The organism is Streptomyces sp. NPDC002104 (assembly GCF_053593795.1).
Map to the genome: position 1 here is coordinate 1 of NZ_JBSFDF010000086.1, position 17,831 is coordinate 17,831.

The 17,831-nt window shown below is 73.9% G+C and carries 20 protein-coding genes; 12 read left to right on the forward strand and 8 right to left on the reverse strand.

Going from position 1 to position 17,831, the window contains the following annotated elements:
• Window positions 1–117: 117 nt before the first annotated feature.
• Window positions 118–813, reverse strand: coding sequence for a copper homeostasis protein CutC (locus ACWCP2_RS36730; protein ID WP_450912877.1), 696 nt, complete (start codon window positions 811–813; stop codon window positions 118–120).
• A gap of 113 nt (window positions 814–926) precedes the next feature.
• Here ACWCP2_RS36730 and ACWCP2_RS36735 point away from each other — a divergent pair, with 113 nt between their 5' ends.
• The 3 genes from ACWCP2_RS36735 (at window position 927) to ACWCP2_RS36745 (ending at window position 3,641) form a co-directional block, all read left to right on the forward strand.
• The gene (locus ACWCP2_RS36735) at window positions 927–1,637 is read left to right on the forward strand and encodes an HD domain-containing protein (RefSeq protein WP_450912878.1); all 711 of its coding nucleotides are present in this window, start codon (window positions 927–929) and stop codon (window positions 1,635–1,637) included.
• A 74-nt stretch (window positions 1,638–1,711) separates the two neighbouring features.
• A complete protein-coding gene (locus ACWCP2_RS36740; RefSeq protein ID WP_450912893.1) occupies window positions 1,712–2,935 on the forward strand; it encodes a Cmx/CmrA family chloramphenicol efflux MFS transporter in 1,224 nt (407 codons plus the stop codon).
• 175 nt (window positions 2,936–3,110) lie between these two features.
• Window positions 3,111–3,641, forward strand: a complete 531-nt coding sequence (locus ACWCP2_RS36745) for a hypothetical protein (RefSeq protein ID WP_450912879.1) — start codon at window positions 3,111–3,113, stop codon at window positions 3,639–3,641.
• 96 nt (window positions 3,642–3,737) lie between these two features.
• Here ACWCP2_RS36745 and ACWCP2_RS36750 read toward each other — a convergent pair whose 3' ends face one another.
• A complete protein-coding gene (locus ACWCP2_RS36750; RefSeq protein ID WP_450912880.1) occupies window positions 3,738–4,007 on the reverse strand; it encodes a DUF4031 domain-containing protein in 270 nt (89 codons plus the stop codon).
• Window positions 4,008–4,014: 7 nt separating this feature from the next.
• The gene (locus tag ACWCP2_RS36755; RefSeq protein ID WP_450912881.1) at window positions 4,015–4,461 is read right to left on the reverse strand and encodes a hypothetical protein; all 447 of its coding nucleotides are present in this window, start codon (window positions 4,459–4,461) and stop codon (window positions 4,015–4,017) included.
• 158 nt (window positions 4,462–4,619) lie between these two features.
• Here ACWCP2_RS36755 and ACWCP2_RS36760 point away from each other — a divergent pair, with 158 nt between their 5' ends.
• From ACWCP2_RS36760 to ACWCP2_RS36770, 3 genes are all read left to right on the forward strand, one after another.
• Window positions 4,620–5,555 (forward strand): MurR/RpiR family transcriptional regulator, encoded by a 936-nt coding sequence (locus ACWCP2_RS36760; RefSeq protein ID WP_450912894.1) that lies wholly within the window; start codon window positions 4,620–4,622, stop codon window positions 5,553–5,555.
• A 54-nt stretch (window positions 5,556–5,609) separates the two neighbouring features.
• The gene (gene murQ, locus ACWCP2_RS36765) at window positions 5,610–6,536 is read left to right on the forward strand and encodes an N-acetylmuramic acid 6-phosphate etherase (RefSeq protein ID WP_450912882.1); all 927 of its coding nucleotides are present in this window, start codon (window positions 5,610–5,612) and stop codon (window positions 6,534–6,536) included.
• Between the two features lie 100 nt (window positions 6,537–6,636).
• Window positions 6,637–8,190 (forward strand): PTS transporter subunit EIIC, encoded by a 1,554-nt coding sequence (locus ACWCP2_RS36770; RefSeq protein ID WP_450912883.1) that lies wholly within the window; start codon window positions 6,637–6,639, stop codon window positions 8,188–8,190.
• Between the two features lie 91 nt (window positions 8,191–8,281).
• Here ACWCP2_RS36770 and ACWCP2_RS36775 read toward each other — a convergent pair whose 3' ends face one another.
• Window positions 8,282–9,601 (reverse strand): lipase family protein, encoded by a 1,320-nt coding sequence (locus tag ACWCP2_RS36775; protein WP_450912884.1) that lies wholly within the window; start codon window positions 9,599–9,601, stop codon window positions 8,282–8,284.
• Between the two features lie 158 nt (window positions 9,602–9,759).
• On the opposite strand from ACWCP2_RS36775, the gene ACWCP2_RS36780 reads away from it, so the two are divergent.
• Complete coding sequence (locus ACWCP2_RS36780; RefSeq protein ID WP_450912885.1) at window positions 9,760–10,401, forward strand: GNAT family N-acetyltransferase; 642 nt, start codon at window positions 9,760–9,762, stop codon at window positions 10,399–10,401.
• 34 nt (window positions 10,402–10,435) lie between these two features.
• Here the strand turns inward: ACWCP2_RS36780 and yczR are convergent, their stop codons facing one another.
• Window positions 10,436–11,848, reverse strand: coding sequence for a MocR-like transcription factor YczR (yczR, locus tag ACWCP2_RS36785; protein WP_450912886.1), 1,413 nt, complete (start codon window positions 11,846–11,848; stop codon window positions 10,436–10,438).
• Window positions 11,849–11,990: 142 nt separating this feature from the next.
• Between yczR and yczE the strand changes: the two genes are divergently transcribed.
• Window positions 11,991–12,647, forward strand: coding sequence for a membrane protein YczE (gene yczE / locus ACWCP2_RS36790; RefSeq protein ID WP_450912887.1), 657 nt, complete (start codon window positions 11,991–11,993; stop codon window positions 12,645–12,647).
• Here yczE and ACWCP2_RS36795 read toward each other — a convergent pair.
• A complete protein-coding gene (locus ACWCP2_RS36795; protein ID WP_254386664.1) occupies window positions 12,606–12,824 on the reverse strand; it encodes a hypothetical protein in 219 nt (72 codons plus the stop codon). The two genes, yczE and ACWCP2_RS36795, sit on opposite strands and share 42 nt — an antisense overlap.
• 160 nt (window positions 12,825–12,984) lie before the next feature.
• Here ACWCP2_RS36795 and ACWCP2_RS36800 point away from each other — a divergent pair, with 160 nt between their 5' ends.
• The 3 genes from ACWCP2_RS36800 to ACWCP2_RS36810 are packed head-to-tail and all read left to right on the forward strand — an operon-like array spanning window position 12,985 to window position 15,107.
• Complete coding sequence (locus ACWCP2_RS36800) at window positions 12,985–13,779, forward strand: helix-turn-helix domain-containing protein (RefSeq protein ID WP_450912895.1); 795 nt, start codon at window positions 12,985–12,987, stop codon at window positions 13,777–13,779.
• On the forward strand, window positions 13,763–14,020 hold the full coding sequence (locus ACWCP2_RS36805; RefSeq protein ID WP_450912888.1) for a DUF397 domain-containing protein: 258 nt from the start codon (window positions 13,763–13,765) through the stop codon (window positions 14,018–14,020). Before ACWCP2_RS36800 ends, ACWCP2_RS36805 begins: the two co-directional genes overlap by 17 nt.
• 25 nt (window positions 14,021–14,045) lie before the next feature.
• Window positions 14,046–15,107: a phosphotransferase family protein gene (locus ACWCP2_RS36810; RefSeq protein WP_450912889.1), complete on the forward strand. Its 1,062-nt coding sequence runs from the start codon at window positions 14,046–14,048 to the stop codon at window positions 15,105–15,107.
• Window positions 15,108–15,146: 39 nt separating this feature from the next.
• On the opposite strand, the gene ACWCP2_RS36815 is transcribed toward ACWCP2_RS36810, so the two are convergent.
• Window positions 15,147–15,584: a nuclear transport factor 2 family protein gene (locus ACWCP2_RS36815; protein WP_450912890.1), complete on the reverse strand. Its 438-nt coding sequence runs from the start codon at window positions 15,582–15,584 to the stop codon at window positions 15,147–15,149.
• Window positions 15,585–15,689: 105 nt separating this feature from the next.
• The gene (locus tag ACWCP2_RS36820; RefSeq protein ID WP_450912891.1) at window positions 15,690–16,955 is read right to left on the reverse strand and encodes an MFS transporter; all 1,266 of its coding nucleotides are present in this window, start codon (window positions 16,953–16,955) and stop codon (window positions 15,690–15,692) included.
• Window positions 16,956–17,064: 109 nt separating this feature from the next.
• Between ACWCP2_RS36820 and ACWCP2_RS36825 the strand changes: the two genes are divergently transcribed.
• Window positions 17,065–17,831: ABC transporter substrate-binding protein (locus tag ACWCP2_RS36825; protein WP_450912892.1), on the forward strand; the 767-nt coding region annotated here is incomplete at its 3' end.

Genomic DNA, 17,831 nt, shown 5'->3' on the forward strand with positions numbered 1-17,831 from the left:
ACCTCTACCCCGGCACCGGCCCCCACCCGCAGCCAACCCGCGCCCAGGCCACCCCCAGCCCCGCCGGCGCTTGAGGCGCAGGGGCCCGGGGACTGGTCCCCGGCAACGCCGCCGCGCCTAGCTCAGGGCGTCCCGCCAGGACGTCACCGCTGCCGCCGACACCGGGCGGTTCCACCCCGCCGGGCGGGCCGCGCTGCCGATGTGGAAGGCGTCGATGCCCGCCTCGCGCAGGACCGGGAGGTGGGTGAGGGCCAGGCCGCCGCCCACCAGGATGCGCGGCTCGTAGCCGGGGGTGCCCGTCCTCGCGGCCTCCGCCAGGAGCACCGGCAGGCCCTCGTCGACGCCGCCCGCCGCGCCCGCGGTCAGGTAGGTGTCGAGCCCGGGCAGGTCCGCCACCGCCTTGCGGAGCTGGTCGCGGTCCGCGGCCCGGTCGATCGCCCGGTGGAAGGTCCAGCCGCAGCCGCCGAGTTCCGCCACGACCGCCTCCACGGCGGTGAGGTCGGGGCTGCCGTCGGGGTTCAGGAAGCCGAGCACGAACTCCTCCGCCCCCTCCGCGCGCAGCGCCCGCGCCTCTTCCACCAGGCGTTCCACGTCCTGCGCGGAGCCCGCGGAGAAACCGTCCGCCTTCCGGAGCATCACGCGCAGCCGGATGTCGACCGCCGCCCGGATCGCCGCGAAGGTCTCGCGCGGCGGGGTGAGCCCGTCGGCGGCCATGTCGGTGACCAGTTCGAGTCGGTCCGCCCCACCGGCCTGGGCCGCGACCGCGTCCTCCACGTCGAGGGCGATCACCTCCAGGAGCGCACGCTTGCTCATGTCATCCCATCCTTCGTCGTCCCGCATCACAAAATAGGTCTAGTCCAATATCCAGAGTACGGGCCTTCGCCCACCCTCCACCAGCACAATCACGCCACCCCCACAATGTGCGCATGACATCCGCCATGACGTCCGACACGCAACGCGAGCAGGACCTCCGCGCCCGCTGGCACGCCACCGCCACCGCCGCCGGAGCAGCCCCCGACCGCGACCCCGCCCCCTACGCCGACCGCCTCCTCACCGCCTGGGCGGAGCCGCAGCGCAAGTACCACACCACCGCGCACCTGGCCGACGTACTCGCACGCATCGACGTACTCGCAGACGAGCGAGAACGAGAGCCAGAGGGAGAGGGGCAAGGGGAAGGGGAGGGAGCGCACGGCGACCGACCCGCCGTGGAGCTCGCCGCCTGGTTCCACGACGCCGTCTACCGGCCCGACCGCTCCGAGAACGAGGAGCGCAGCGCCGCCCTCGCCGAGCGCGCCCTGCCCGAGCTCGGCATCGGCGGGGACCGCACCGCCGAGGTGGCCCGCCTCGTGCGGCTCACGGTCACCCACGACCCCGCGCCCGGCGACGCCAACGGCGAGCTGCTCTGCGACGCCGACCTCGGTGTCCTCGCGGGCACGCCCGAGCAGTACGCCGCCTACGCGGCGGCCGTCCGCGCCGAGTACGGCTTCGTCCCCGACGAGGCCTTCCGCGAAGGCCGGGCCGCCGTGCTGCGCCAGCTCCTGGCGCTGCCCCGGCTCTTCCGCACCGCCTACGGGGCTGCGCACTGGGAGGCCCCGGCCCGCGCGAACCTGGCCGCGGAGCTGGCCGGGCTCGGCTGACACCGCCCCCGGGAATGTGATCCCGTTCGTCGTGGTTGAGCTATTTCATGCCCGTCGCAGCCGAACGCACCCGTATGCCCGTTGCCGTCTACGTCCTCGGCCTGTCCGTCTTCGCACTCGGCACGAGCGAGTTCATGCTCTCCGGGCTGCTGCCACCCATCGCCGAGGACATGGGCGTCACCATCCCGCAGGCGGGCCTGCTCATATCCGCCTTCGCGATCGGCATGGTCGTCGGTGCGCCGCTGCTCGCCGTCGCGACGCTGCGGCTGCCCCGGCGCACCACGCTGCTCTCGCTGATCACCCTCTTCGGCCTCGGGCAGGTCGCGGGCGCGCTGGCCCCCTCGTACGAGCTGCTCTTCGCCTCCCGCATCGTCTCCGCGCTCGCCTGCGCCGGCTTCTGGGCGGTCGGCGCCGCCGTGGCCATCGCCATGGTCGAGCAGCACCAGCGGGCCCGCGCGATGGCCGTCATGATCGGCGGCCTCTCCATCGCCAACGTCCTCGGCGTACCGGCCGGCGCGTTCCTCGGTGAGCACCTGGGCTGGCGGTCCGCGTTCTGGGCGGTCGGCGCCGCCTCCGCCGTCGCGCTGGCCGGCATCCTCGCGCTGATCCCGAAGATCCCGCTGCCCGCCGAGAAGCCGACGCTCTCGCGCGAGCTGCGCATCTACCGCGACCGGCAGGTGTGGCTGTCGATCGGCGTCACGGCGCTCGCCGCGGGCGGCGTCTTCTGCGCGTTCAGCTACCTGTCCCCGCTGCTCACGGACGTGGCCGGGCTCGATGCGCAGTGGGTCCCCTGGATCCTCGGACTGTTCGGGATCGGCGCGCTGGTGGGCACCACGGCGGGCGGGCGGATCGCTGACGCGCACCTGTTCGGGGTGATGCTGTGGGGCATCACCGCCTCCACCGTCTTCCTGGCGGCGCTGGCCCTGCTGGCCTCCACGGCCGCGGCCGCGATCGCCCTCTCGTTCCTGATCGGCTTCTCGGCGTTCTTCACGGCCCCGGCGCTCAACGCCCGCATGTTCAACGTCGCGGGCGCCGCCCCGACCCTGGCCGGCGCGACCACCACGGCCGCGTTCAACCTCGGCAACACCGGCGGCCCCTGGCTCGGCGGCACCGTCATCGACGCCGGGTACGGCTACTCCGCCACCGCCTGGGCGGGCGGCGCGATGACCGTCACCGCCATCGGCCTGGGCCTCGTGGCCCTGCGCCTGGACCGCCGTACGCCCGCCCCCACGCGCCTGGTGACCGGCTCCGCGGCGGCCCTGCCGGCGCCGGACGCGGTGGCGGCGGAGAAGGTCTGAGTCGGTCCGAGACGGCCTGAGCAGGTCCGGGAGGGTCCAGGGGGCGGAGCCCCCGCTGTCCGGCAATCTGCGTGCGCCGACGTTGCCGTAGCCCGGCATGCCGCGCCACCCGGCCCACGCCCTACGGTGAGCCTCCTCCGGCGGGGGCCGGGGGAAGGGGAGCGGGGGCGGGGCCGTGGCACACGGGGATCCGGGACTGGCGGGGGCGGTCTGGGGGATCGGCGTCGCCGTGGCGGGCCTCGTCCTCGCGACGGACTACCGCGGGGCGGCGCACTGGATCGCCTTCCGGCGTCCGACCGTCTTCGGGGTACGGGGGGTCCGCTGCCTCGGCGCCGTCTTCGCCGTGGCGGGACCGGCCGTGCTCGTCACGAGCACGCCCGCTCTCACCGGCGTCGGCACCGGCAGCGGCATCGGCATCGGCGACTGGATCCGGTCCCCGCTGTCGGTGCCGTGGCCGTTCCTGGTCTTCGCCTGCGGGATCGGCTCGGCCGCCCTCCGGGTCCTGTGGTGGTCCCCGGGACCCTTCCGCAGGATGTGGGACGCGGGCGGCCGGCCGTGCCGGGCGGCCCTCGTGGTGCACGCGGCGGCGTTTCCCGCCCTGCTGGCGTCCCTCGGGTTCGCGAACAAGGCGGCCCTGCTGGCCTGCGCGACCGTCGGCTTCGTGGCGGCCGTGACCGCCCTGCTCACCCGGCGCCCACCGGACTGACCCGCCCACTGGCCGACCGGTCCGCCGGCCGGCCTGACGGCCGAGCGGCCCGCCGGTCCACCGACCCGCCGCCCCGCCGGCCTGGGCGGCCGCCACCTACGCCGCCGGCCGCCCCTTGGGGCGCCGCAGCCCGGCGGCCGTGATCCTGCGGACCAGCTCCTTGCTGCCGATCTCCACCGCGCCCGCGCGCACCGCGTCCGCGTAGCGCTGCTCCGGGACGTCGTAGTGGTCGCGTTCGAAGGCCTTCGGCGGGCAGCCGATCGATGCCGCGAAGGCGTGCAGTTCCTCGAACGAGCTGTCGCTGACCAGGTGCGACCACAGGCGGCCGTGTCCCGGCCAGTCGGGCGGGTCGATGTACACCGTCACCGGCGGCTCATTCGCCGAAGCCGAAGCCCGAGCCGGAGCCCGAGCCCGAGCCCGAACCGGAGCCGCCCCCAGCGCCACCGCCGAGGACCGGTCCCAGGCCGCCCACCGGCGCCACCCGTACGCCGGCCTCCGAGCACACCCACATCGGGTCCGGGCCGAGCTCGGGCTCCACGTCCAGCGCGTGCGGCTCGCCGTGGCCGCAGACCGGGCACAGCGGCCAGCGGCCGTACTTCTCCAGCAGCGCGTCCTTCACGTCCTGGGCGACGAGCCCGGCGAGGTAGTCGACGCCCTCCGGCCACTGCTCCACCCACCACCGGCGGTGCGTGACCGCGTCCTCGACGAGGGAGACGACATGGGCCTCGGCGACGTCGCCCGCGACGAGATCGGCGAGCACCAGGGCGCGTGCGGCGTGCAGCGCCTGCTCAAGGGGGGGTGGGGGGGTCGCGTGGTCCATGGACACATTGTGGACCCGGACCGGCCGTGTGGCGAAGGTCCCTTTTCTCCGGTGACTTACGGTGCCTTGACGTCCCACCCATCTGAAAATAAGTTTCAGGCGTGAGCGAGAACGTGAAAGAAATCTTCAGCAGCGGCGCACCGGACGCACCCACCGCCGTGCCCCCCGTGGCTCCTGTGGCTCCCGTGCCCCCCGTGCCCGCCACCCTCCGGGCCCGCGTCCGCAGCCTCGCCCCCTCGATGACCCGCTCCATGCAGGCCGTCGCCGAGGCCGTCGCCGCGGATCCCGCCGGCTGCTCCGCGCTCACCGTCGGCGACCTCGCCGCCCGCACCGACACCAGCCAGGCCACCGTCGTCCGCACCGCCCGCCTCCTCGGCTACAACGGCTACCGCGACCTGCGCCTCGCGCTCGCCGCACTCGCCGCGCAGCAGGAGTCCGGCGCGGCCCCCGCCGTCACCGTGGACATAGCCGTCGACGACTCCCTCGCCGACGTGGTCGCCAAGCTGGCCCAGGAGGAGGCGCAGACCCTCGCCGACACCGCCGACGGACTCGACGTCGTCGCCCTCGGCTCGGCCGTCACCCTGCTCGCGAGCGCCCGCCGCATCGAGATCTACGGCGTCGGCGCCTCCGGCCTCGTCGCCCAGGACCTCGCGCAGAAGCTGTCCCGCATCGGCCTCATCGCCCAGGCGCACAACGACCCGCACCTGGCCGTGACCACCGCCGTCCTGCTGCGCCCCGGCGACGTGGCCATCGCCATCACGCACTCCGGCGGCACCGGCGACGTCATCGAGCCCCTGCGGACCGCCTTCGAGCACGGAGCCGCCACCCTCGCGCTCACGGCCCGCGCCAACTCGCCCGTCGTCCACTACGCCGACGTCGTCCTGGCCACCTCCGCCCCCCGCGAGACCCAGCTGCGCCCGGCGGCCATGTCGAGCCGCACCAGCCAGCTCCTCGTCGTGGACTGCCTGTTCGTGGGCGTCGCCCAGCAGACCTACGAGACGGCGGCCCCCGCGCTCGCAGCCTCGTACGAGGCGCTCGCGCCCCGCCACCACACCCCCGTACCCACCGCCAAGCGCACCAGCACCAGCCAGTAGCAACCGCAGCAACAGCAGCAACAGCGCCAGCCCGTAGCCCAGGAGCCGAAGCCCATGACCGCGTACGCCGAACTCCGTGCCCAGCTCGCCACCTTGACCACCGAGGCCTTCCGCCCCGAACTGGCCGAGATCGACCAGCTGCCCACCCTGGAGATCGCCCGCCTGATGAACGCCGAGGACGCCACCGTCCCGGCCGCCGTCGCCGGCGAGCTGGAGACGATCGCCGCCGCCATCGACGGGATCGCCGAGCGGATGGCCCGCGGCGGACGCCTGATCTACGCGGGCGCCGGCACCGCCGGGCGGATGGGCGTACTGGACGCCAGCGAGTGCCCGCCCACCTTCAACACCGACCCCTCCGAGGTCGTCGGCCTGATCGCGGGCGGCCCCTCCGCCATGGTCAAGGCCGTCGAAGGCGCCGAGGACTCCGGGGAACTGGCCGCCGAGGACCTGACCGCGCTGGCCCTCACCGCCGAGGACACCGTCATCGGGATCTCCGCCTCCGGCCGCACCCCGTACGCGATCGGCGCCGTCGAGTTCGCCCGCGGGCGCGGCGCGCTCACCGTCGGCCTGTCCTGCAACGCCGGCTCCGCGCTCGCCGCGGCCGCCGACCACGGCATCGAGGTGGTCGTCGGCCCCGAACTCCTCACCGGGTCCACCCGCTTGAAGGCCGGCACCGCGCAGAAGCTCGTACTGAACCTCATCTCGACCGTCACGATGATCCGGCTCGGCAAGACGTACGGGAACCTGATGGTCGACATGCGCTCCTCCAACGAGAAGCTCCGCGCCCGCGCCCGCCGCATCGTCTCGCTGGCCACCGGCGCCCCGGACGCCGAGATCGAGGCCGCACTCAGCGCCAGCGACGGCGAGGTCAAGCAGGCCATCCTCGTCATCCTCGGCGGAGTCGACGGCCCCACGGCCGGCGAACTGCTCACCGCCTCCCGGGGGCACCTGCGGGCCGCCCTCGCCCGGACCCCCCGCTGACCCCCACCGACCCCCGCTGATCCCCGCTGACCCCCACCGACCCCCGCCGACCCATCCCTGCCACTCCCCGCTGACCCCCAGCAGCAAGGCGAACACCACCATGTCCACTGACAAGAACCGCGCCACAGCCGCCGCGATCCTTCCCCTGGTCGGCGGTCCGGACAACATCCTCTCCATCGCGCACTGCATGACCCGCCTGCGGATCACCCTGCGCGACCGTTCCCTGGTCCAGGACGAGGCCCTCAAGGCCGTCCCCGCCGTGATGGGCGTCGTCGAGGACGACACGTACCAGATCGTGCTGGGACCGGGCACCGTCGCCCGCGTCACGCCCGAGTTCGAGGCACTGGTCGCCGAAGGCCGCTCGGCCGCCCCGGCGGCCGCCGCGCCCGCGTCCGCGCCTCCTCCCGAGGCCGCCCACACCGTGACCGCCGACGAACTCGCCGCCCAGGGCGCGGCCATCAAGAACGCCCGGAAGGCGAAGAACTCCACCCCCTTCAAACTGTTCCTGCGCCGCATCGCGAACATCTTCGTCCCGCTGATCCCGGCCCTGATCGGCTGCGGCATCATCGCCGGACTGAACGGCTTCCTCACCAACATGGGCTGGGTGCCGGCCGTGGTCCCCGCGCTCGCCGCGATGGCGAGCGGGTTCATGTCCCTGATCGCGGTGTTCGTCGGCTACAACACGGCCAAGGAGTTCGGCGGCACCGCCATCCTCGGCGGCGCGGTCGCCGCGATCATCGTCTTCCCGGGCGTCGCGAAGATCGACGCCTTCGGCCAGCCGCTCTCCCCCGGCCAGGGCGGCGTACTCGGCGCGCTGGCGGCCGCGCTGCTCGCCGTCCAGGTGGAGAAGTGGTGCCGCAAGTGGGTCCCGGAGGCGCTCGACGTCCTGGTCACCCCCACCCTCACGGTGCTGATCTCCGGCCTCGTCACGATCTTCGGCCTGATGTTCGTCGCCGGTGAGGTCTCCAGCGCCATCGGTACGTTCGCCACCTGGCTGCTCGCCACCGGCGGGGCCTTCGCGGGCCTGGTCCTCGGCGGCCTCTTCCTCCCCCTCGTCATGCTGGGTCTGCACCAGGCCCTGATCCCCATCCACACCACCCTGATCGAGCAGACCGGCTACACCGTCCTGCTGCCCATCCTCGCCATGGCCGGCGCGGGCCAGGTCGGCGCGGCCATCGCCGTCTACTACAAGCTCCCCCGCAACCGCTCGATCCGCGCCACCATCAAGTCCGCCCTCCCGGCCGGCTTCCTGGGCGTGGGCGAACCCCTCATCTACGGCGTCTCCCTCCCCCTGGGCCGCCCCTTCATCACCGCCTGCATCGGCGGCGCCGCGGGCGGAGCCTTCGTGGGCCTCTTCAACCAGCTGGGCACCGCCTTCGGCTCCACCGCCATCGGCCCCTCGGGCTGGGCGCTGTTCCCGCTGCTGGACGGCAAGTCGGGCATGGGGATGACCATCGCGATCTACGCGGGCGGCCTGGCCGTCGGCTACCTCGTGGGCTTCGCCGCCACCTACTTCTTCGGCTTCACCCGGCAGATGCTGGCCGAGTTCAACACCGGCCCGGACGGGGACGCGAGCCCCGCCCCGGAGGCCGCGACGGCCGCCGAGCCCGTCGGCGGCGCCCCGGACTCCGTGCCGGTCCCCGCGGGCCGCTGACGAGCTGCCGCGGCATACGGCGTACGACGTACGAAGGCTCCCGGCGGGTGTGGTCCACCGGCCGGGAGCCTTCACTGCTTCATACCGTGCTTCAGGCGCAGTTGGACGGCGCCGGCCGCCCCGCGAAGCGGTCCGCGATCCAGCTCAGGTACTCCGGCTCCGCGACGTTGGGGATCGTCTGGTGCGTCGCCCCCTGGTACTTCGTGTACACGACCGGCTTGCCGAAGCGGCAGGCCCGCTTCACGTACTCGTCGGTGGAGTACGGGTTGATGACCGTGTCGGCCGTCCCCTGCATCACCAGGATCGGCGCCACCGACGCCACGTAGCCCGGGGTGTTCTCGTGGAAGCGCTGGTGCCACACCTCCGGCACCACGGTCAGCGGCTGGAACATCGTGTCGAGCTGACCCGCGTTGCCCACGTTCTCCTGGATCACGTCGGCGAGGTGCTCGATGCACATCACCCCGTCACCGCGCAGCGCCTCCAGGCCGGGCTGCTTCATCACGTCCCCGGCCTTCAGCTCCGGGTACGCCGCGAGGAAGCCCCGGTAGACGTTGACGCGCAGCGCCGCGTTGTGGGAGGGCGAGGTCGGGGACGTCGGGCCAGGCAGCACCAGGCCGCGGAAGTCCGGGCCGAGGTTGGCGGCGGGCGCGAGCGCCGCGATGCCGACCAGGTTGGTCTCCGGGGTGTACGCCTTGTAGTTCTGGGCGATGAACGTCGCCGCGCCGCCGCCCTGCGACCAGCCCAGGACGGCCGCCTTGCGGTTCGCGCGGGTCTCGGTGATCTGGCGGGCCGCGCGGACCGAGTCCAGGACGTTGTTCGTCTCCGTGACGGCCACCGTGTACTGGTGCACGCCCGGGGTGCCCAGACCCTGGTAGTCCGTACCGACCACGACGTCACCCGAGTCGAGGAACTGCGTCAGCGCCGGCACGCCGACGTCGATGCCGAAGGGGCTGTCGTAGGTGTAGTAGCCGACGAGGTCGGTCGCCGGGTTCGGCACCGCGGAGGGCGCGCACTGGCGCGGTCCGCCCGTGGTCCCGTGCGACCAGGCCACGACGTTGCGGCCGCTGCGCGGCGCGGGGGCGTCGGGCCAGGCCACGATGCCCGAGACGGCGACGCGGGTACCGGTCTGCAGGGTCGAGAGGTACAGGATCCGGCAGGCGCGCGACCCGTCGGGGGCATCGATGCGGCGGGCCCAGATCAGGTCGCCGTGGTCCCCCTCGGGCAGCGGCGACGGCGGGTCGTAGAACTTCTCGCCCTCCGGCCCGACCGGAACGCCCGGCGCGCACAGCCCCTTGCCGCCCTTGCCGCCGTCCGGGTTCGCGGCCCCGGTCGCGGTCGCGGTCGCCCCGCCGCCCAGCGCGAGGATCGCGGCCACACCGGCCGCGGTGATCGCGGAAAGCCGTCGTCTCATCTCATCGTCCATTTCGTTCGGTCACTCGGTACCGGGACGTGAGACTAGGAAGAAAGGGACGAAATGTCGCTTACTGTGACGTAGTGTCCGCCGGTTGTTACGCCCCTCCGGGGCGCCGGCCCCCAATGGACGCACGGCGATGACCGGATGATGTTCCGATGAACGCCTCGATACCGCCCACGGTCCCGCCCGCGCTCCCGCCCGCGGCCCCGATCCCGCCCGCGGCCCCGATCCCGCCCGTGGTCCCCGCCGGCCGGATGGCGGCGCTCGCCCAGCCCTCGTACGACCTCCCCTGCGGGCTGCGCCTGCGCCCCTGGGAGCCCTACGACGCCCCCGCGCTCGTGGCCGCGTACGCCGATCCGGACATCCGGCACTGGAACCGGCCGGACCACCTCACCGAGGACCAGGCCGTCACCCGGATCGCCCGCTGGCGCGAACGCTGGCACGGCGAGAGCTCGGCGATCTGGGCCCTCGCGCCCGCGGACGGCGGCTGCGCGGTCGGCCTGATCGCCCTCGCGGACCTCGATCTGCGCGGCGGGGGCGGCGAGTTCGTGTACTGGCTCCTCCCCGCCGGCCGCGGCGCCGGAGCCACCACCGAAGCCCTGTCCGTCCTGACCCGCTGGGCCTTCGGGGAACTCGGTCTGCACCGCCTGCACATCACCCACTCCACGGCCAACCCGGCCTCCTGCCGCGTCGCCCTGAAGTCCGGCTACCCCCTGGAGGGCACCATGCGCGGCGCCCTCCTCCACGCGGACGGCTGGCACGACGAACACCTCCACGCCCGCCTGAGCACGGACTGAGGACGGGTTGCGGGGCGCGCTGCGGGCGGGCTGCTCAGGCCACCGCCGCCGGGGTGTGGATTCCGGTGGCGCCCGCCGTGAGGGCCCGGTGGGCGGCGGCCAGGCGGCGGACCGCCTCGGTGAGGCGGGGCGCCGGGAGCGTGTACGGGAGACGGACGTGGCGCTCGAAGGCGCCGCCGACCCCGAACCGCGGTCCCGCCGCGATCGTCACCCCGTGGTCCGGCGCGATCGCCGCCAGCCGCGAACCGACCGGCTCCGGGAACCGCGCCCACAGCGTCACCCCGCCCGCCGCCCGCGGCGCGTGCACCTCCGGCAGGTGTGCGGTCAGCGCCTCCAGCAAGGCGTCCTGCTGCGCGCGCAGTTGGGCCAGGGCCGCCGGCCGTCGCGTCTGATGGGCGTTCAGGAGTACGGCCGTGGCCAGCTGTTCCACCACCGGCGTGCCGAGGTCCGTCGCGGGGCGGGCCCCTGCGACGCGCTCCAGCAGCGCGGGCACGGCGCGGATCCAGCCGATGCGCAGGCCGCCCCAGATGCTCTTGGACACCGAGCCGACGCCGATGGCGGTGGGGTGCGTCGCGGCGAAGGGCTCCGCCGCCGGATGCGCCGCCTCCAGACCCAGATCGGCCAGGGTCTCGTCGATGATCGTGGGGCAGGCCGGGCGCAGGCTCCGGCGCACGTCCGCGGGCATGTACATCCCGGTCGGGTTGTGGAAGTCCGGGATGAGGTACGCCAGTCGCGCCGAGCGCGCCGCCGCCAGGAGCTGCGGCACGTCCCAGCCCGACGGGCCCACCGCCACCGGCAGGAGCCGCGCGCGCACCTCGGTGAACGAGCGGATCGCGTGCGGATAGGTGGGGTGATCGAAGAGCACCTTGTCCCGCGGCGACAGCAGCGTGCGCGCCAGCAGCCCGATCGCGTGCTGCGCACCGCTGGTGATCATGACGTGATCGGGCGAGGTGGGCAGCCCCCTGCGTCCGTACCAGTCGGCGACCGCCTCGCGCAGCTCCGCGGTGCCGTACCGGTCGTACCCGTGCCGCTCGAAGTGGAGCGGCAGCCGCTCCAGCGCCGACGCGAAAGCGGCATGCAGGACCTCCGGGGGCGCGGGCGGCGCCGCGAAGGAGAGGTCGATGGTCCCCGCGTCCCCCTCCTCACCGCCGGCCCGCCGCCGGGCGGGCGCCGCGTCCTCGTGCGGGAGCCGTACGGTCGCCCGCGCGCGCTCCCGCGTCTCCAGGTAGCCGTGCTCCACGAGCGTGCGGTACGCGGCCCCGACCGTGGTCCTGCTCGTCCCGAGCGCGCCGGCCAGGTCCCGTTCGCCCGGCAGCGCCGCTCCCAGGCAGAGCCGCCCGTCCAGGATCAGCAGCCGCAGCCGGTCGGAGAGCCGCTGGTGCGCGGGCCCGGGTCCCTCCCGCCAGGCACCGACCATGCGTCCGACGGCGTGCGCGCTGATCTTCACCGGACCAGCGTACGCAATCTGGCCATCGATTCCAGGTCCAGATCGAGGCGAGGCTGGCCCCATGCCCCCCATGCCCCCAGTGCCCTCCGTGCCCTCCGTGCCCTCCGTGCCCCCCGCGCCTCCCGCGCCTCCCGCACCTCGCATGAACGCCTTCGCCCAGCTCCGGGCCGGCCGCACCGCGCGCCGCGTTCCCCAGCTCCTGCTCGGACTGGCGGGCTACGGTGCCGCCGTCATGGTGCTCGTCCAGTCCGGCCTCGGCACGGCGAGCTGGAGCGTGCTCACCGACGGCACGGCCAAGAGCCTCGGCATCTCCTTCGGCTGGGCCACCAACCTGATCTCGCTCCTGGTGCTCCTCGCCTGGATCCCGCTGCGCGAGCTCCCCGGGCTCGGCACCGTCCTCAACGTCGCGATCGTGGGCTTCGCCGCCGATGCGACCGCCCTCGTCCTCCCCGCCCCGGAGGGCACGCCCGCCGCGCTCGCGTACCTCGCCCTCGGCCTGCTCGCCCTCGCCTTCTTCGACGCCCTCTACCTCGGCGCGCAGTTCGGCTCGGGCCCGCGCGACGGGATCATGACCGGCCTCGTCCGGCTCACCCGGCTGCCCGTCGCGATGGTGCGCACCGGCATCGAGGTGTCCGTGGCCGGCCTCGGATGGCTCCTCGGCGGCACCCTCGGCCTCGGCACCGTGCTCGTCGCCCTGGGCACGGGCCCCCTGGTCGGCTGGTTCCTGCCGCGCCTGACGGTCCGCCTCGGCGAGCCCTCAGGGGTGGGCCCGCTCGTGCAGGACGGCGGCCAGCCGTAGCGCGGTGTCCAGGTTGCAACGCCCCAGATCGACCAGCGGCAGCCCGTACGAGCCCGCCGCCGACACCCCGTCCACGCCGAGCGAGGGGAACACGACCCCCACGTCCGTCAGCGCGGCCTTCAACTGCCCGACGGCCTCCTCGGCCGCCAGCATCCGTTCCCTCGGCGTGAGCACCATTTGGCATGTCACCTTTCGCTCTGAGTAATCAGGTTCTGCACTCAGCGTGGCGACGGGCTGGCTAGCCTTCAAGGGCAGGACTCCAACACCCGCACCTGTTGTCAGGGGAGTTGCCGTGCCCGATTCCGGAGACGTCGACCCGTTCTCCTCACCCCGCACCATGCTCGGCTCCGAACTGCGCGTCGCCCGCAAACGGGCCGGCCTCAGCCAGGACAAACTCGGCGAGCCCCTCTTCGTCAGCGGCTCCTTCATCGGCCAACTCGAAGCGGGCACCCGGCGGATGACGCCGGAGCTCGCACGGGAGATGGACAAGACCCTCGGCACGGGCGACTTCTTCACCCGCAACTGCGAGGCCGTGACGAAGTTCAAGTACCCCGACCACTTCGCGGAGGCGGCCGAGGCCGAGGGCCTGGCGAAGGCCATCCGGGAGTACGCACCCCTGCTGATCCCGGGCCTCCTCCAGAAGGAGGCCTACGCCCGGGCCGTCTTCCGCGCGTACCAGCCGACGGCGACGGAGGCGGCCATCGACGAACTGGTCGATGCCAGGCTGGTCCGCGCAGCCCTGCTCGCAGACCCAACAACCCCGTTGTTGTGGTGCGTGCTCGACGAGGCGGTGCTGCGTCGTGTGGTCGGGAGCCGGTCGGTAATGGCCGAGGCGCTGCGGCACCTCGCGGACATGATCCGGTCCCACCGGGTCATCCTTCAGGTGCTGCCATTCAGCGCGGGAGCGCACGCAGCCTTGGAGGGTTCCCTCAAGCTGATGTCCTTTGCAGACGCTCCCCCACTCGCCTACGTCCAAGGCATCGAAACAGGCTTGCTGCTGGACGATCCGGCCGATGTCGCGCGACATTCGCTGACCTACGATCTACTGACGGCCAACGCGCTCTCACCAGACAAGTCGCTGGCCTTGATCGAGTCCGTGGCGGAGGATTACGCACATGACGAGCAGGCCTGAGTACGACATCTCGACTGCCACATGGCACAAGTCCAGCTACAGCGGTGGAAGCGGCGGCGACTGCCTGGAGATGGCCACTTGGCGCAAGTCCACCTACAGCGACGGCACGGGCGGCGACTGCCTCGAAGTCGCCGACGGCCACCCCGGCCTCGTCCCCGTCCGTGACTCCAAGGTCCCCGACGGCCCCCACCTCACCTTCGGCGCCCCCGCCTGGGCCGTCTTCGTAGCCGCCCTCGCCTGAAGGCGCTACGGCTAACCTCGGTGGCATGCCGAAACGTGTTCCGCTGAACGACGCACTGCGCTCCATCGTGGGCGCCCCCGCGGAGACCAAGCTCCTGGACAGCAGTCCGCGGTCAAGGGTGTGGTGGGTGCGGCCGACGGGCGGCCGGAGGCCGGTGATCGTCAAGCAGATCACCGGCGCCGGGGACGCGGCCGTCGACGCGGACACCCGCTTCGCGCGGGAGCTCGCCGGGCTGCGCCTGGCCGGGCGGGCGTCCGGGCCCGCCGTGGCTCCCGCGGTGCTCGCCGCGGACCCGACCGCGCGGGTGATCGTGCTGGAGTACGTGGACGACCTCGGCCGGACCGGCGACTGGCTGCCCGCCTACGCCGAGTCGCTCGCCCGGCTGCACGCCGTCACCGGTCCCGCCGACGCGGACGCGCTCCCGGCCTGGTCGGGGCCCACGGCCGCCGACGCGGAGTCCTTCCTGGCGCTCGCCCGGACGCTCGACGTACCCGTACCGTCGACCGTACCCGGCGAACTGGCCGGTCTCCTCGACCGGTTGGATCCGACTGCGCACCATGCGCTGCTGCACGGCGACCCCTGCCCCGGCAATGACCTGCGCACCCCCGACGGCGTCCGCTTCGTCGACTTCGAGGGGGCCTGCCTCGGCAACGGCCTGGTCGAACTCGCCTACCTCCGCATCGGCTTCCCCACCTGCTGGTGCGCCATGTCGGTCACCGCGGCCCCCCTCACGGAGGTCGAGGACGTCTACCGCAGCACCTGGCGCGGCCTCACCGGGAAGGACGTGCCCGGTGACCTCGCCGACGCGTGTGCGGGCTGGCTGATCCGAGGCGACGCGCTCGTCGAGCGGGCCCACCGCGGGACGGTCGACCAGCTCGCCCGGGTGGCCGCCGAGGACTTCACGTGGGGCTCCGTCTCCGCCCGCGAGCGGCTCGTCCACCGCCTGGGCGCGGTGGCCGGCATGACACGCGACCACGATCACCTGCACGGCCTCGGCCGTCTCGGTTCCGCGCTGGCCGACCGCCTCCTCGCCCGCTGGCCGAAGCTGCGCCCGCTCCCCACCCCCGACGCCCGCCCCTGGTACTAAGCCGTCTCTTTCGGATCTTGCCGGTCCGAAAGAGACGGCCTACGCCGTCTCGAAGGCCTGGGCGACGGCCAGGCTGTCCTCGTAGACGTGGTGCCGGGTGATCCGGCCGTCCTCGACGGTGAGATGCAGGGCGAACCGTGCCGTGTAGGCGCGCCCGGTGGGCCGCGCGGTCTGGCGGATCTCGCCCAGCACGACCGCGTCGCTCCCGTCGACGAGGATGCGCTCGACCTCGGTCGCCACGTGCTCCGGGACGTGGTGCTCGGCGAGCTCGCGGTAGTGGGCGGCCGCGTCGGCCCGGGTGGAGCGGTGCCGGATCCACGGCGTGGCACCGCGGCCGTGCTCGGCCTCCGGCCAGTCGAGCTTCCAGTCGCCCCGCTCGGCGTACAGCTCGGCGATGCGCCCGGGGTCGCCCTCGCCGATCCTCCGCAGCAACTCCTCGACCACGGCACGGGTGTTCACAGGTGTGGTCAGGGACATGGCCGGCCTCGCTCCGTCCGGTCCGCGTCCTGCGACGCGGAGAGATCACCGACTCTGCCCGCACGGGCACGCCGAGGCGATGACCCCGGAGGTAAGCCGAGCGGATCACCGCACCGCGTCGACCCGGGCGAAGTGGCGCGCGGTCGGCACCAGGGCCGCCGCCGCCGGTACGAGGAAGCACGCGGCCGCGCAGGCGCCGAGGACGGGGGTGACGCCGAAGGTGTCGATGGCCGGGGCGATCACGGCGAGGCCGACCGGGGCCAGACCGTAGGAGACGAGGAAGTCCAGCGAGGAGACGCGGGCCAGCCGGTCCGGGGCGACCTCGCGCTGGGTGGCGGTGAACCAGGGCACGTTGAAGAGCTCGATCCCGATCCCGGCGACGGCGTAGGCGGCCACGACCACCCCCGGGGGCACGGGCAGCATCAGGCTCAGCGGGGCGAACCCGTACGCCGCCAGTCCCGCGAAGGCGGCCCAGCCCTGTGAGCGCGGCCGCCAGCGGGCGATGACCAGGGCTCCGCCGAGGGCGCCCACTATGTAGGCCGTCATGGCCGCGGCGAGCACCCACGCGCCGGCGTAGCGGTCCCGGCTGATCAGCGGCAGGGCGACGCTGGTGGCGGAGTAGCCGAGGGCGATGACCGCGACGAGCGCGGCCAGCCCGGCGAGGAACCAGGGGTGACGGCGGGCTTCCCGTACGCCCTCCAGGAACTCGGTACGGAAACTCCCGCGCGGCGCCGTCCCGGCGGCGGGGTCCACCGCCGGGGCTGCCCCCTGCCCCTTGCCCGGGACCAGCGCGGCGACGAGCCAGAGCAGGCCGATGCCGAGCAGCAGGGTCCGGACGTCGAGGAGGGCCGCGAGCAGCGCGGTCAGGGCGGGTCCGGCGAGCGTGGAGCCGCGTACGGCCATGGTCATGGCGGCGTTGGCCTGCTGACGGCGCCCGGGGTCGACGGTTTCGGCGGTCAGTGCCTGGAACGCCGGGCGGCAGGCGCCCTGGCCGGCTCCGGCGAGGGCGGCGGCGGCCGTCATCAGCAGGAGCGAGCGGCCCAGTCCGGCCGCGAGGAGGGGGGCTGCGACCGCCGCCGCCAGGGCCGACCAGAGGACGACGGCGCGGCGTGAGTGCCGGTCGGCCAGGACGCCGCCGACCGTGACGGCGGCGAGGAATCCCACCGTGCGCGCGGCGAGCACCAGCCCGAGGCCGGCGGCGCTCAGATCGCGGTGGAGCACGCCGAGGCCGAGGACGAAGGGCAGGGCCCAGGTCGCGAGGCCGGAGGCGGTGGTGCCCGCCCACAGCCGCAGGAACGGGATGTCGAGGAGGACCGAACGCGGCGGTGGGTCAGCGGACTTGGGCGCGGCGGGCGCGGGGGTGGCTGCCATGGTGCGACTGCTCCTTGGGGAGAGGAGGGGGCCCGGCGAACCGCCCCCCGGGGTTCTTAATGAAAATGAATACCATTACAGTACCCTTCGAACGCGGCGGCCTTGCCCGGTGCACGACAACGGCAACGACCGCGCCCTCGGCTGCCCTGCCCTGCCCGCACTGCCCGCACTGCCCGCACTGCCCGCACTGTCCTGCCCGCCCCGCCCTGCCCAGACCGGAGAATCCATGCGCCACCCCGCCCGCCTCGGTATCGCCCTGGCCCTCGCCCTCGCCACCGCGGCCTGCTCCGCACCCGCCGCCCACGACCCCGAGGCCGGCGCCGAGACCGGCGCCGCCGCCCGGGCCGTCTCCGTCACGAGCTGCGGGCGCGCGGCCGCCTTCGCCGCGCCGCCGAAGCGGGCCGTCGCCCTGGACCAGACCTCGACCGAGACCCTGCTCGAACTCGGGCTCCAGGACGCGATGGCGGGCACCGCCAACCTCAAGACGAAGATCCCCGCCGCGTACGGGGCCGCGTACGCCAAGATCCCCGTCATCGCCCCGAAGATCGCGACCGCCGAGCAACTGCGCGCCGCGACACCCGACTTCGTCGTCGGCGGCTCCGCCGATCTCTTCACCAAGGACCGGGCGGGCACCCGCGAGGAGCTCGCCGCCCTCAATGTCCCGACCTTCGTCAGCGCCGTGGACTGCCCCGGGCAGAACCCGGCCGGCCGGACCCCCTTCGAGCTGCTCTTCTCCGACTACGAGAACCTCGGCAAGGTCTTCGCGGTCCAGGAGCGGGCCGCCGCGCGGGGCGCCCGCCCGCGCGCCGCCGGCGCCCCGGCCGGGGGGGACGCGGCCCAGGTCCCCCGGGGGCCCGGGGGCGCCGCACGGCCCAC

Bases quoted from the DNA above. Each gene is read 5' to 3' on its own strand.
- ACWCP2_RS36730 (WP_450912877.1), bottom strand. From the start codon at position 813: ATGAGCAAGCGTGCGCTCCTGGAGGTGATCGCCCTCGACGTGGAGGAC.
- ACWCP2_RS36735 (WP_450912878.1), top strand. From the start codon at position 927: ATGACATCCGCCATGACGTCCGACACGCAACGCGAGCAGGACCTCCGC.
- ACWCP2_RS36740 (WP_450912893.1), top strand. From the start codon at position 1,712: ATGCCCGTTGCCGTCTACGTCCTCGGCCTGTCCGTCTTCGCACTCGGC.
- ACWCP2_RS36755 (WP_450912881.1), bottom strand. From the start codon at position 4,461: ATGGACCACGCGACCCCCCCACCCCCCCTTGAGCAGGCGCTGCACGCC.
- murQ (WP_450912882.1), top strand. From the start codon at position 5,610: ATGACCGCGTACGCCGAACTCCGTGCCCAGCTCGCCACCTTGACCACC.
- ACWCP2_RS36770 (WP_450912883.1), top strand. From the start codon at position 6,637: ATGTCCACTGACAAGAACCGCGCCACAGCCGCCGCGATCCTTCCCCTG.
- ACWCP2_RS36775 (WP_450912884.1), bottom strand. From the start codon at position 9,601: ATGAGACGACGGCTTTCCGCGATCACCGCGGCCGGTGTGGCCGCGATC.
- ACWCP2_RS36780 (WP_450912885.1), top strand. From the start codon at position 9,760: ATGAACGCCTCGATACCGCCCACGGTCCCGCCCGCGCTCCCGCCCGCG.
- yczE (WP_450912887.1), top strand. From the start codon at position 11,991: ATGAACGCCTTCGCCCAGCTCCGGGCCGGCCGCACCGCGCGCCGCGTT.
- ACWCP2_RS36795 (WP_254386664.1), bottom strand. From the start codon at position 12,824: ATGGTGCTCACGCCGAGGGAACGGATGCTGGCGGCCGAGGAGGCCGTC.
- ACWCP2_RS36800 (WP_450912895.1), top strand. From the start codon at position 12,985: ATGCTCGGCTCCGAACTGCGCGTCGCCCGCAAACGGGCCGGCCTCAGC.
- ACWCP2_RS36805 (WP_450912888.1), top strand. From the start codon at position 13,763: ATGACGAGCAGGCCTGAGTACGACATCTCGACTGCCACATGGCACAAG.
- ACWCP2_RS36810 (WP_450912889.1), top strand. From the start codon at position 14,046: ATGCCGAAACGTGTTCCGCTGAACGACGCACTGCGCTCCATCGTGGGC.
- ACWCP2_RS36815 (WP_450912890.1), bottom strand. From the start codon at position 15,584: ATGTCCCTGACCACACCTGTGAACACCCGTGCCGTGGTCGAGGAGTTG.
- ACWCP2_RS36820 (WP_450912891.1), bottom strand. From the start codon at position 16,955: ATGGCAGCCACCCCCGCGCCCGCCGCGCCCAAGTCCGCTGACCCACCG.